Origin of the sequence: Streptomyces odontomachi (assembly GCF_024435355.1) — a bacterium.
Lineage (GTDB): Bacteria > Actinomycetota > Actinomycetes > Streptomycetales > Streptomycetaceae > Streptomyces > Streptomyces odontomachi.
Window position 1 is genome coordinate 140759 of the sequence record NZ_JAMJWG010000019.1, and the last position, 12376, is coordinate 153134.

The 12376-nt window shown below is 71.5% G+C and carries 13 protein-coding genes; 2 read left to right on the forward strand and 11 right to left on the reverse strand.

All coding sequences use genetic code 11. The features are described from left to right. Positions 1-61: 61 nt before the first annotated feature. From NQO67_RS32230 to NQO67_RS32245, 4 genes are all read right to left on the reverse strand, one after another. Positions 62-958 carry an endonuclease/exonuclease/phosphatase family protein gene (locus NQO67_RS32230; protein ID WP_255953891.1) on the reverse strand — a complete coding sequence of 299 codons (897 nt, stop codon included), beginning with the start codon at positions 956-958 and terminating at the stop codon, positions 62-64. A 166-nt stretch (positions 959-1124) separates the two neighbouring features. After that, on the reverse strand, positions 1125-1805 hold the full coding sequence (locus NQO67_RS32235; protein ID WP_255953892.1) for an HAD family hydrolase: 681 nt from the start codon (positions 1803-1805) through the stop codon (positions 1125-1127). A gap of 65 nt (positions 1806-1870) precedes the next feature. Next, positions 1871-2776 (reverse strand): Gfo/Idh/MocA family protein, encoded by a 906-nt coding sequence (locus NQO67_RS32240; RefSeq protein WP_255953893.1) that lies wholly within the window; start codon positions 2774-2776, stop codon positions 1871-1873. A gap of 132 nt (positions 2777-2908) precedes the next feature. Then, positions 2909-4231 carry an FAD-dependent monooxygenase gene (locus tag NQO67_RS32245; protein WP_255953936.1) on the reverse strand — a complete coding sequence of 441 codons (1323 nt, stop codon included), beginning with the start codon at positions 4229-4231 and terminating at the stop codon, positions 2909-2911. 217 nt (positions 4232-4448) lie between these two features. On the opposite strand from NQO67_RS32245, the gene NQO67_RS32250 reads away from it, so the two are divergent. Next, positions 4449-5069, forward strand: a complete 621-nt coding sequence (locus NQO67_RS32250) for a TetR/AcrR family transcriptional regulator (protein ID WP_255953894.1) — start codon at positions 4449-4451, stop codon at positions 5067-5069. A 166-nt stretch (positions 5070-5235) separates the two neighbouring features. Beyond that, on the forward strand, positions 5236-5619 hold the full coding sequence (locus NQO67_RS32255) for a hypothetical protein (protein ID WP_255953895.1): 384 nt from the start codon (positions 5236-5238) through the stop codon (positions 5617-5619). A gap of 64 nt (positions 5620-5683) precedes the next feature. Here NQO67_RS32255 and NQO67_RS32260 read toward each other — a convergent pair whose 3' ends face one another. The 7 genes from NQO67_RS32260 to NQO67_RS32290 all read right to left on the reverse strand — a co-directional run bounded on the left by NQO67_RS32260 (position 5684) and on the right by NQO67_RS32290 (position 12349). After that, positions 5684-6214 (reverse strand): hypothetical protein, encoded by a 531-nt coding sequence (locus NQO67_RS32260; RefSeq protein WP_445195109.1) that lies wholly within the window; start codon positions 6212-6214, stop codon positions 5684-5686. Positions 6215-6839: 625 nt separating this feature from the next. Then, complete coding sequence (gene ung, locus NQO67_RS32265; protein ID WP_255953896.1) at positions 6840-7523, reverse strand: uracil-DNA glycosylase; 684 nt, start codon at positions 7521-7523, stop codon at positions 6840-6842. Between the two features lie 106 nt (positions 7524-7629). Beyond that, entirely contained in the window at positions 7630-9207 is a 1578-nt protein-coding gene (locus tag NQO67_RS32270; protein WP_255953897.1) for an ABC transporter substrate-binding protein, read from the reverse strand. Positions 9208-9347: 140 nt separating this feature from the next. Beyond that, positions 9348-10103: an SDR family oxidoreductase gene (locus NQO67_RS32275; RefSeq protein WP_255953898.1), complete on the reverse strand. Its 756-nt coding sequence runs from the start codon at positions 10101-10103 to the stop codon at positions 9348-9350. A 130-nt stretch (positions 10104-10233) separates the two neighbouring features. Next, the gene (gene fabG, locus NQO67_RS32280; RefSeq protein ID WP_255953899.1) at positions 10234-10995 is read right to left on the reverse strand and encodes a 3-oxoacyl-ACP reductase FabG; all 762 of its coding nucleotides are present in this window, start codon (positions 10993-10995) and stop codon (positions 10234-10236) included. Positions 10996-11141: 146 nt separating this feature from the next. Further along, the gene (locus tag NQO67_RS32285; RefSeq protein WP_255953900.1) at positions 11142-11525 is read right to left on the reverse strand and encodes a DUF3037 domain-containing protein; all 384 of its coding nucleotides are present in this window, start codon (positions 11523-11525) and stop codon (positions 11142-11144) included. After that, positions 11522-12349, reverse strand: coding sequence for a HipA family kinase (locus NQO67_RS32290; RefSeq protein WP_255953901.1), 828 nt, complete (start codon positions 12347-12349; stop codon positions 11522-11524). Before NQO67_RS32290 ends, NQO67_RS32285 begins: the two co-directional genes overlap by 4 nt. Between the last annotated feature and the right edge of the window lie 27 nt (positions 12350-12376).

Consider the following 12376-nt stretch of genomic DNA (forward strand, 5'->3'; position numbering starts at 1 on the left):
CCCGGGGTCGCGCGGCTCACGTTCACCTGCGGGTGGACACGCCCGCTCAACACGTCCCTGACTAGCGGATGTTCCGCCAGCACTCGTCGAGCTGACCCGGGTCCGTCTTGCCGAGCTCCAGCAGGAAACCCTTGTGGTCGGTGTGCTCGACCGTGTAGGCCCAGCCGCAGCTCTCCCGCCAGAAGCCGGCCGAGTAGTAGATCTGCTGGAGCCCGTCCGTCTTGTTGGCCTGCTGGTCGGCGGCGGTGCGCTCCAGGTCCTTCAGACCGTGGTAGCGGTCGGGCGCGCAGTTCTCGCCGGCCAGCGACATGTTGACGTCACCGGCGAGCAGCGTCGGCCCGGGGCTCGGGTCCAGGATGTCGTCCCGAAGGATGTTGCACTCGGTCGTCTGGTGCGGCTCCTGCGTCTTCAGCGACAGGTGCGCGTTGCAGACCTGCACGGACGACCACTCGTCGGTCGTGACCTTGGCGCAGATGTACGAGCGGTGACCGCCGCTCTCGAAGTAGCCCTGCGGGCCGGTGCCGGTGATGTCCTTCGCCAGCACGGCGTTGACGGCCACACCGCGGCCCGCGGTGCACTGCCGGGGGGTGGTGGCGCCGCCGGTGGTCTGGGTCGCCAGCTCGTAGCCGATCTGGGACGCCACCGCCGTGAGGTCGTTCAGACACCCCTCGTCGACGGTGATGACATCCGGGATGTGCCGCTCGACCTGGGCGACGATCGCGTCCCGCTTCAGGCCGGCGATGCGCTGCTCCTCTGCGGTCCACGCGGCACTGTCCTGCGCGGCACCGGAGTCGTTCGGGAAACAGTCCGGGGTCATGGTCGACCCCCACATGCACATGTTGAGCTGTTCGATGGTGATGATCCCGGGGCCGTCGGCCTGGTCCGGGTTGGACGGGGAGCCCGTCGCAGCGGCACCGGCCGACGTCGCGGTGACCAGGCCCAGTGCCAGGGCTGCCACGGCGAGGGACAGACGCGTTAAAAATCTGGATGAGTGAGACATGGCGGGCACCGTAATCGTGTCGCCACGGGCTACACAACGCACTTTCCTGTGACGGCAATTGCGCAGGCCAGCCGGGTGATCTCGGACACCGTACGAGGAGTTGGCGGGGACCAGGCGAGGTATCTCAACGCCGGCGGGCGGCGCCGTCCCCGCCTGCCGTCTCCTCGGCGGTGAGCACGGACGCCAGTTCCGTCAGCGACCCGACGCGCCAGTCGGCGGCCGCCTGCACGTCGGGGTCGTCGGCCCACAGGTGACCCCACGGGCCACGGCGCAGGTGGGCCACGCGCATTCCGACGGCCTTCGGGGGAAAGACGTCGTTGACCGGGTGGTCGCCGACGTACACGGTGTCCTCCGGTGCCGTGCCGGCCACTTCCAGCACCCGCTGGAAGAACGACGGGTCCGGCTTCGCCACGCCCCAGTCCCCCGACGTGACCACCAGGTCGGCCGGCAGGTCCAGATCACGCAGCAGTTCACCGGCGCGTGCGGTCTGGTTCCCGGCCACGATCACCCGTTTGCCGAGCCCGCGCAGCGAGCCCAGGGCAGGGCGCACATCCGGGTACAGGTCGCTCTCGTCCAGGTACTCGCCCCGGCCCGCCGCTTCCCGGGCGTGATAGGCCGAGTCCACGTCCAGCTCCGGGCAGAGCAGCCGGAGGGCGGCGGTGTTGTCGCGCCCCTGCGCCACCACGACGCCCACGAGTGCCGACAGCGTATGGCGCGGGACCTGGAGCCAGTCGGCCCAGCCTGCCCAGTAACGGTCGTCTTTGGTGAGGGTCTCCCCCACGTCGAACACGATGGTCTGCGTCACCGACAGCAGCGTACGGCCAGCGGCCCGCCCGGCAGTCGCGGCGCGACCGCGGAAGGTCCGCGGGCTCAGCCGCCCTGTTCGTGTACGGCGGTCAGCACGCGCTCACACAGTTCGTGGGTGGCCAACGCGTCGCGGGCACTGAGCAGGGTCCCTTCGCGCACGGCGCCGAGGAACGCGAGGACGACCTGCTCGATACCGCGCTGCCGGGCCACCGGCACCCAGTCGCCGCGGCGGCGCACGCTCGGCTGCCCCTTGTGGTCGATCACGTCGGCGAGGTTGATCACCTGGCGTTTGCTGTCCTGGCCTGAGATCTCCAGGATCTCCTCGGCGGAGCCGCTCAGCCGGTTCATCACGCCGAGCGCGGTGAACCCGTCACCGCCGAGTTGCAGGACGACATGGTGCAGCAGCCCGTCCTTCACGCGGGCCCGGACACCGACGTCGTCGATGGGCCCCGGCGCCAGGAACCGCAGGGTGTCCACGACGTGGATGAAGTCGTCCAGGATGAAGACGCGCGGCTCCTCGGGCAGTGCCGCACGGTTCTTCTGCATCAGGATCAGATCGCGCGGATGCTCGGCGCACTGGGCGTAACTCGGCGCGAAGCGCCGGTTGAAGGCCACGGCGAGACCGGTGCGGTGCCGCTCCGCGAGCCGGACCAGCCGTTCGGACTCCGCGAACTCGTAGGCGAGCGGCTTGTCCACGCAGGTCGGCACGCCCGCCGCCAGCAGGTGCGCGACGATCTGGGGGTGCACGGCGGTGGGCGCGTGCACGAACGCCGCGTCGAGGCCCTGCGCGATCAGCGCGTCCAGGTCGGCGTGGCAGCGCTCTTCGGGGATGCGGTGCGCGGCGGCGATCCGGGCGAGTGTCGCGGGCGTACGGGTGTGCAGGTGCAGCTCGATGCCGGGCAACGCGGTGAGGACCGGCAGGTACGCCTTCTCGGCGATGTCACCGAGCCCGATGCAACCGACCTTCACCGCGGGCTCCTCCTCGGACGTCAGGGCCGCCGGACGGCGCGGCCGGGGCTTTCGGGCAGGATGTCAGGCGAGCAGGAAAGCACACGCCTGACGCGGCTGCCCCGGCGCCGCCCCCCGACACCCCACCAGTGGTCACCGCGCACGGTCCGTACGGTCCCGTGCCGGGGAGGCAGGGGAAGCATACGGGGCCTGCGGAGGCCGCCAACCAGCGACGTCGTCGAAGCCGCGCAGCATGAGCGAGGGCACCGCCTTGGAGAGCACGGCGATCGCGGTGTCGCGCAGCACCACGGCGGGGGCGGCACGCAGCATGATCATGCGGCCGGAGGCCACCGCCTTGCGCGCGATGGCCGTGGTGCGTGGCCTGCGGTCCCGGGTGTAGGCGGCGAGGTCGGGCGCGTGCGCGGCCGGGTCGGCGTGGTGGGCGAGCACGACGGCGTCCTCGATGGCCTGGTTGCCGCCCTGCCCCAGGGTGGGCGGCATCGCGTGCGCCGCGTCGCCCAGCAGGGCGACCCGACCGCGGTGGTGGGCGGGCAGCGGCTCGGCGATGTGGTGAACGTCGCCGCGCAGCACCTGATCGGGGCGCACGGCGTCGAGCAGCGCGGGGATGGGCTGGTGCCAGGCACCGAACAGGCGCAGCAGCTCGGCCCGCTCGTCGTCCGGTGCCCGCCCTCCGGCCGGCACGGCGGCAGCGGCGTAGGCGTAGACGGTGCCGTCCTTCATCGGCTGGGTGCCCCACAGCAGCCCCCTGCCCCAGGTCTCGTGCGGTGCGAACGACGACACGGGGGCGGGGAGCACCATCCGCCATGCGGTGAATCCGGCGTAGGCGGGGCCCGGATGGTCCGGGAAGAGCACGCCGCGTACCCGGGAGTGGATCCCGTCGGCGGCGACGACGAGCTCGGCCTCCAGTTCGCCTTCGGGGGTGCTGACGCGGGCGGTACGCGGGCGCGGGGACGGGGGTTCGACGGGGGCGGTGTCCGCCGGCGCGAGGCCCGGGGGCGCCGGCGCACGCCCCGCCCCCGCACCGCCCGGACTCCGCGACGCGTCCCCGTCCGCCGCAACGGCCAGGGGGCCGGGGTCGCCCGGGTCGGCCAGGGTCGCCTCGGATGCCGTCCGGACGGTGCCCTCCGGCAGCCGAGCGGCCAGGCGTTCGAGGAGCGTCGCCCGATGCAGCAGGACGAGCGGGCCGCCGAAACGGGCGGCGACGGCCTGGGCGTCCGTCCGTGACAGCCAGCGGCCGGCCGGCGTGCGCAGGCCGCCGTCACCCTGCCAGGCGGCGAGGGCGCGGATCTCGTCGCCGAGACCGATGACGTCCAAGGCGCGCAGGGCGTTGGGGGCCAGCGAGATCCCGGCGCCGACGGGTTCGAGGGACCGGGCGCGCTCCAGCACGGTCACCCGCCACCCACGCAGGTGCAGCGCCACGGCGGCGGTCAGACCGCCGATGCCGGCACCGATCACCACGGCGCGCGGTGCCCCGTGCCCCGGCCGCTCGGACCGGTCCGAACGGTTCCCCCGCCGCCGGCTGTCGTCCCGCATCTGCCGTCTCCTTCCCCTGGGCGGCGCGCCCGGTGTCCCGGTGCGGGCGCACCTCGGCACGCGATAGCGCCAGCACTACAGCTGTAGTGCCATGAATCCGACCGTACTACAGATGTAGTGCCAGAGGTAGGTTGGACCCATGTCAGCGCAGCCTCCCGACCGTTCCGCCCGGCGTCGCACCGGTACCTCCCGGGCCGACACGGTCGCCGACGCCGCACTGCGCCTGCTCGCCGAGCGAGGCATGCGCGGACTGACGCACCGCGCCGTCGACGAGGCCGCCGGCCTCCCCCAGGGCTCCACCTCCAACCACGCCCGGACCCGGCTCGCCCTGCTGGAGGCCGCCGTGCGGCGACTGGCGGAGCGTGAGGCCAGCGTGCTGACGCCCGACGAGATGCCGGACCCGGCCGGCGGGCTCGATGCGCTGGCCGACGGGCTCGCCCTCGCGTTGCACCGCTACCTCACGCGGCACCGCGCGTTGCTGGTCGCACGGTACGAACTGGCGCTGGAGGCCACTCGACGGCCGGAACTGCGGAGGTTCTTCGACACGGCGGGGCAGCGCTTCAGCGGGCCGTTGACGGCCATGGTCACAGCGGCCGGTTCGCGGGACCCCGCGCGGCACGCGCTGTCACTGGTGGCCTGGTGCGACGGCATGTTGTTCTCGTGTGCGGCCGGCTCGTTCCACGCGGCCGTGCCGTCCGCGGACGAGCTGCGGCTGAGCCTGCGGGAAGTGCTCACCGGGCTGCTGGGCCCACCGCGTTGACGCGCCCCGCCCGCGCCCTCGCCCCACGCACCGCACCGCCATGCGGGTGGCTCGGCACCGGAGCGGGCACCTCAGGCCCGCGCCACGCGCCCATCACGTCACTCATGCGGGGCATTTCCCGCGCATACGCCACGGAAACGGGGCATGACGCGGCAGAGTTGGTCGAGTGCACAGAACCATCGCATCAGCGGCGCTGATCACCACGGCGGTCGCGGGTCTCACGGGCTGTATGACCGTGTCCCCGCAGTCCGCCCCGGACGAGAGCGGCGAGCTACAGATCGTGCAGGCGCCGGCCCGTGAGGCGCTGGAAAGCCTGCGGCACGCCCGGCAGGCCCCCAAGGCGCACCGCTCCACGGCGCCGAAGGCGACACCGCGCCGCAGGACGGTGCCGCAGCCGGCGCTGCCCTACGTACCGCTGCCCCGCCTGCCCATCCCGCAGCCGGCCATCCGGCCCGCGGCGCCCCAGCTCCCGCAGCGGCCCGACGCCTGCTCCCTCGGAAAGGATTTCGACCAGTACCAGTCGGAGGACCAGAAGGTGAACCTCTGCTGACGGGCGCATCGGCCGCGCCGCCGGACCAGCCGCCGGCACCACCCGGATACCTGGCCGCACCGGATCAGGACCCCACGCCGCCGGCGCCGTCCTTCCCGAGCCGCTGGTCCGGCCGGTCACCGGCCAAGGGGATGCCGCTGCGGCGCGCGCCGTCCTGGAGCATGTCGGTGGCGTGCCGGGCACGCCGCAGGTGGCTGTGGGCGGTGGCGGTACGGCCGATCCTCGCGTAGTCGACGGCGAGGCTCAGATGGAGGGCCGGGTACAGCGCGCACGCCGCGGCCCGCCCACCGGCACGCCCGGCCGAACGCCCGCCGGCCGGATCTTCCTCGACGGCCGGGTCCGCGCCGGCCAGCTCCTCCGCGGCCGACAGGGCGCGTAGGTCCCAGGTCAGCTCGTCCAGCGGGTCGTCCTGGGTGCCGGCCATGAAGTGCGCCAGCGTACAGCGGTGCAGCGGATCGCCGTGCTCGCCGATCTCCGCCCACAGCCGCAGGAAACGGCCGCGGGCCTCCTCGCGGTCACCGCCCCGGTGCAACATGACCACCTGGGCGATCCTGGTCAGCACGGCGTCGTCCGTCGTGCCCGGTCGGTCGGCCACCGCGCGCCTCCTCAGTCGTGCCCTGCGCGAGCCGGTCCCCGAGCCGGTCTCCGCGGCGTCCGGAGTCCGACCCCGGGCACGGGTCGCCCCCGGGGCAGGTCGCCCTCCCGAGCCGGGGGCTGCCGAGCGCCCACGGCGCCGAGCACCCCCACGCATCCGACGATGGCCGCCGACCGCGGCCTCCGCAGCCGCGCGTGGGCCGAGCCGGTGACGGGAGCCCGGCGAAAGGGTCCCGGCGAAGGGGTCCCGGCGAAGGGAAGTGGTTCCCCTCGTCCGGGAGGGAGGCGGCCATGCGACGGGGCTCTGCGGCGGGGGTGGGCGCCTGTCGACCGCCGGCCGGTGGGGGTGGGTGCACGCACGGGCTCCCCGGCCCCCGAAGGATGGCGGCGCTCACCCGGCCGCCGTCGCGGTGGGTGCTCGCGCCACGGCCGCCCCCGCGTTCAGGAACGAGGCACACCCGCCGGGCGCCACACGCCACACGGCACCTTCAGCCGTCCCCCTCCGCAGCCGGCTGACGAGCCCGCACGCCGGGTTTCCCCAGCCCACCAGGCTCCCCCGCGCACCGGGCTCGACGACCGCCCCCTGCCCCCGATCGCCCCCGTACCCGCCGTGCGGAACGGCGCTCTCAGCCCAGGTCGGGCAGCCGCCACGAGATCGGAGTGTGGCCCTGTTCGGCCACCGCCTTGTCGATCTGGGTGAAGGGGCGCGAGCCGAAGAACTTCTTGGCGGACAGCGGTGAGGGGTGGGCGCCCTTCACGACCGCGTGCCGGTTCTCGTCGATGAGGGGCAGCTTCTTCTGTGCGTAGTTCCCCCAGAGCACGAAGACGGCCGGGTCGGGGCGGCCGGCCACGGCGCGGATCACCGCGTCGGTGAACTTCTCCCAGCCCTTGCCCTTGTGCGAGTTGGCCTCGCCGGCGCGCACGGTCAGGACCGCGTTCAGCAGCAGGACGCCCTGCTCGGCCCAGGGCATCAGATAGCCGTTGTCGGGGACGGGGTGGCCCAGCTCGTCCTGCATCTCCTTGTAGATGTTGCGCAGCGAGGGCGGGGTCTTCACACCGGGGCGTACCGAGAAGCACAGGCCGTGGCCCTGGCCCTCCCCGTGGTAGGGGTCCTGGCCGAGGATGAGGACCTTCACCCGCTCGAAGGGGGTGGCCTCCAGTGCGGCGAACACCTCCTCGCGTGGCGGGTAGACGGGACCCTTGGCCCGCTCCTCCTCCACGAACTCGGTGAGCTGCGTGAAGTACGGCTTCTGCAACTCCTCGCCGAGTACGCCGCGCCAGGACTCGGGCAGCATGGCGGTGTCGGTCACGTCAACATCCTCCGGAACACGTTCGCTTGGCGGCCGCGGATCATGCGGTCGCCGACAGGTCACCCAACCTACCGGCGGCCACTGACACTCGGCCCCGCGTCCCGTCCTACCAACTGGTCTTCCGGGTCAGCTGCCACACCATCATGATCGTCGAGGCGTCGAAGGCGGTCTCGGTGCCGGAGATCTCGTCGCTCGCCGCGACGTAGAGCTTGCCCTGCCACAGCGGGACCAGCCGAGCGTCCTTGACCAGGATCTGCGTCGCCTGCTTGAACTGCTCCATCACCTCGCCCCGGTCACTCACCTCCCGGGACTGGGGCAGCAGCTTGTCGGTGATCTCCGGGACCGCGTAGGGGGTGCCGACGGCGTTCTGCGCGCCGATGAACGGGGAGACGAAGTCGTCCGGGTCGGGGAAGTCCGCCGACCAGCCGCGCCCGAAGGCCGGGTATTGGCCCTTCTGGTACCCGGCCACGAACTGCGTCCAGGGCCGGCTCTTCAGCGTGATCTTGAACAGCCCGGAGGACTCCAGCTCCCGCTTGATCTCCTCGAACATGGGCTTGGTCTGCGAACCGTAGCGGTCCGACGCGTACCACATGGTGAGCGACACCGGAGAGGTGATGCCCGCGTCGGTGAGGAAGGCGCGCGCCTTGGCGACGCTGGGGTTGCCGTACTCGTCGAAGTAGCCGGCGGTGTGGCCGACGAGCCCCTGCGGGATCATCGAGTACAGCGGGTCCACGGTGTCCTTGTAGACCTTGTGGGCGATGGCGCTGCGGTCGACGAGCTGGGCGATGGCCTTGCGCACCGGCAGCTTGCGGGACTCCGGGTCCTTCGGGTTGAAGACCAGGTAGCTACAGTCCGTGCCGGCCTCTTCGACCAGGTTCAGGTCGCTGTGCGACTGGTTGTCCTGGATCGACACGATGTCGTCGGAGCTCAGGCCACGGACGGTCGCGTCGATCTGCTTGCTCTTCAGGGCGTTCACCATGGTGGTCGAGTCATGGTAGTAGCGGATGGTGACGGCGTCGTTCTTCCGCTCCGCGAAGCCCTTGTAGCTGCCGTTCTTGACCAGCTCGGCCTTCTCGCCCGCCACGTAGTTCTGCAACTCGTACGGCCCGGAACCGGTGATCTTGTCGCCCTTGCGGATCGCGTCCGCCGGGTAGTCCGCCGGGTCGACGATGGACATGGCCGGAGTGGCGAGGACGAACGGGAAGGTCGCGTCCGGCTTGTTGAGGTGGAAGATCACGACCGAGTCGCCCTTGGTCTCCACCTTGTCCAGGCTGCCCAGCAGCCCCGCAGGACCGGTCGAGATATTGATCTTGCGGATGCGGTCGATGGAGTACTTCACCGCCTTGGCGTCCAGCACGTCCCCGTTGGAGAACGTCATGTCCGATCGCAACGTGCACGTGTACGTGCGCTTTCCGTCGGAGAAGGAACAGCTTTCGGCGGCGTCGGGCTTCGGCTCGGCTTCACCCACCGGATAGGCCAGTAGGGTCTGGTAGATGTTGCGGAAAAGCTCCCAGGAGCTGTCCCAGGTAGCCGCAGGGTCCAGCGCGCTGGGGCCGCTGGTGGTACCTACGGAGATCGGGTCGCTGTCGCCGGCATTGTCCGACGACATCAAGCCACATCCGGCAAGCATGGATATGGAAGCAACCGCCGCAATCTGCCGTACACCTCGGATCCGGTTGAACACGCGCACGCTCCTCGTTCAGGCCACGCCAGGGGTCGGCCGACGATATCGCAGTGCCTCTTCAAGCCAACTCGGTGCGTCCAACGAATCCTTGATAACGCTTATATTACGCAACGGACCTTATGCCTCGGATATCGTCCGGATCAGCCGACGCCCGCGTTGAGGAATATGCCACCGTCCACGACGAGTGTCTGCCCGGTGATCCAGTCTGCCTGGTCAGAGGTGAGGAAGGCGGCGGCGCCGCCGATGTCCTCGGGCGCCCCGAGCCGGCCCAGCGGGTAGGCGGCCGCGGCCTCCTCCTCGCGCCCCTCGTACAGGGCCTGGGCGAACCGGGTCTTGACCACAGCGGGCGCGATGGCGTTGACCCGGACTCCGGGCGAGAACTCGTGAGCCAGTTGAAGGGTCAGGTTGATGAGCGCGGCCTTGCTCATGCCGTAGGCGCCGATGAAGGGCGAGGCGGCCACGCCCGCCACCGAGGCGATGTTCACGATCGCCCCACCATGCTCCTTCTGCCAGGCCTGCCAGGTCCGCTGGGCGAAGCCGAGCGCGGAGATCACGTTGACCTCGTAGACCTTGCGCACGACATTCAGGTCGAGTTCGGCCATCGGCGCGAAGACCGGATTCGTACCCGCGTTGTTGACAAGGAAGTCGACCCGGCCGAAGGCCTCCATGGTGCGCTCGACGGTGATCGCCTGGTGGGCCTCGTCGTGGGCCTTGCCGGGCACGCCGATGACCCGGTCGGAGCCCAGCTTCTCGACGGCCTCCTTCAGGGCCTCCTCGCCGCGCCCGGTGATGCACACCCGGTCACCGCGTGCCACCAGTGCTTCCGCCACGCCGTAGCCGATGCCACGGCTCGCGCCCGTGACGATGGCGACCTTGCCGCTGTCCTGCTCAGTCATCTGCTGTGTGTCCTTGCCGTACGTGCCGTGGGTGTCGGGCCTGCTGGGTGGTGCGCGTGTGGGGGTCTGCCGGGGCCCGTGCGCCTGCGCGCCGGTGCGGGAGGCGGCACGGGCCACCGGCCGGCCGGGCTCAGTTGAGCGGGCCGCCCGCCACGTACAGCACCTGACCGGAGACGAAACCGGCCGCGTCACCGGTGAAGAAGGCGACGGCGTTGGCGATGTCCTCGGGCTCGCCGACCCGCTGGACGGGGATCTGCGTGGCCGCAGCCGCCTTGAAGTCCTCGAAGCCCATACCGAGGCGCTCCCCGGTGACCTTGGTCATCTCGGTGGCGATGAAGCCGGGCGCGACCGCGTTGGCCGTGATCCCGAACTTGCCGAGCTCCTTGGCGAGGGTCTTGGTGAAGCCCTGCATGCCGGCCTTGGCCGCCGCGTAGTTCACCTGGCCCCGGTTGCCGAGCGCGGACGACGAGGAGAGGTTCACGATACGGCCGAAGCCGGCGTCGACCATGTGCTTCTGGGCCGCGCGGGACATCAGGAACGCGCCGCGCAGATGCACGTTCATCACGGTGTCCCAGTCGGAGGCGCTCATCTTGAACAGCAGGTTGTCGCGGAGCACCCCTGCGTTGTTCACCAGGATCGTCGGCGCACCCAACTCGTCGACGATGCGTGCGACCGCGGCCTCGACCTGCGCCTCGTCGCTGACGTCGCAACCGACCGCGAGCGCCCTGCCGCCGGCGGCGGTGATCTTCTCGACGGTCTCCTTGCAGGCGGCCTCGTCGAGGTCGAGCACCGCGACGGCCCGACCCTCCGCGGCCAGCCGTACGGCCGTGGCGGCGCCGATACCCCGCGCGGCACCGGTGACGATCGCGACGCGCTGCTCAGTGGTGGACATGACTGCTACTCCTCGCCCTGGGACGGCCGGCTCCGGCGGCTCGCTCAGCCCTCCACGAGATCCATGAGCGACCGCTTAGTACCTTCGATGCCCGTGACGCTAGAAGGCATGGCACGCGGTGTCAACGCCACTCGGCGTGTGATCGATTACTTCACCAGCAGGTCGAGCAGCCGATCGACCTCGGCCGCGGGATCCGTGGTGAGCCCGGTGTGCACGGGACCGGGCTGGACGACGCTGGAGCGGGGCGCCACCAGCCAGCGGAAACGGCGTCCGGCGTCGTCACCCGCCGCCTGGCCGGCGGCCGCACCGCCTTGGCAGAGGTGTTCCACCGCGGCCAGGGCCGCGCGTACACCGGTGACGTCCGCGGCCGGGTCGAGCGCCGCGAGCCTGGCCGCGTCGAGGTGGGTGCGGGCGGCGACGTACGCGTGCGCCCGGCAGTAGACGACGACGCCCGCGTTGATCCGCTCGCCACGCTCCACCCGGGGCACGACGCGCAGCAACGCGTACTCGTAGACGTGCCGGTCGCTCATGAGCGCTCGCTCCCGTGCACCGCGGCGGCGCTCGGCCAGCCCGGTTGCCGTGCAGGGCCGGCAGCACGGGGCCGTCCCAGGGTGATGTGCGCGGTGCCGATGGCCGCACGCGCCGACAGGGTGGCGACGTATGCCTCACGGACCTCGTCGGGCGTCGCGAAGCCCGGCTCGTCGGCCAGCCAGACATCGGGGACGTCGGCCGCGGCCGCGGCGAGCAGGTCATGCGTGACCCGCGGCGCCAACTCGGCGGCGGCTGCCGCGACATCCGGCCCGAACGGGGCGAGGGCGTGCTCCGAGGCGTCATAGGGCCGTCGCACGGCCGCCGGTGCGGCCGACCAGCCGTGGTGGAAGATCAGGGTGGCACCGTGGTCGATCAGCCAGAGGTCGCCGTGCCACACCAGCATGTTGGGGTTGCGCCAGGAGCGGTCCACGTTGCCGACCAGCGCGTCGAACCAGACGATCCGGCCGGCCTCGACCGGGTCGACGGTGTAGGCGAGCGCGTCGAAACCGAGCGCGCCGGAGAGGAAGTCCAGGCCCGCGTTGAGCCCGCCGCTCGCCCTGAGTAGCGCCTGCACCTCGGGATCGGGCTCTCCGAGACCGAGGACGGGGTCGAGCCGGATCACCGCAAGACCCGGTACGCGCAATCCGAGCAGCTGGGCGAGCCGACCGCTGATCACCTCGGCGACCAGGGTCTTGCGCCCCTGCCCGGCTCCGCTGAACTTCATGACGTACGTACGCAGGTCGTCGGCCTCGACGACGCCGGGGAGCGAACCGCCCTCACGCAGCGGGGTGACGTAGCGCGTGGCGGTGACTTCGGGGAGCACTTTCCCAGGTTATACGCCCGTCCACCC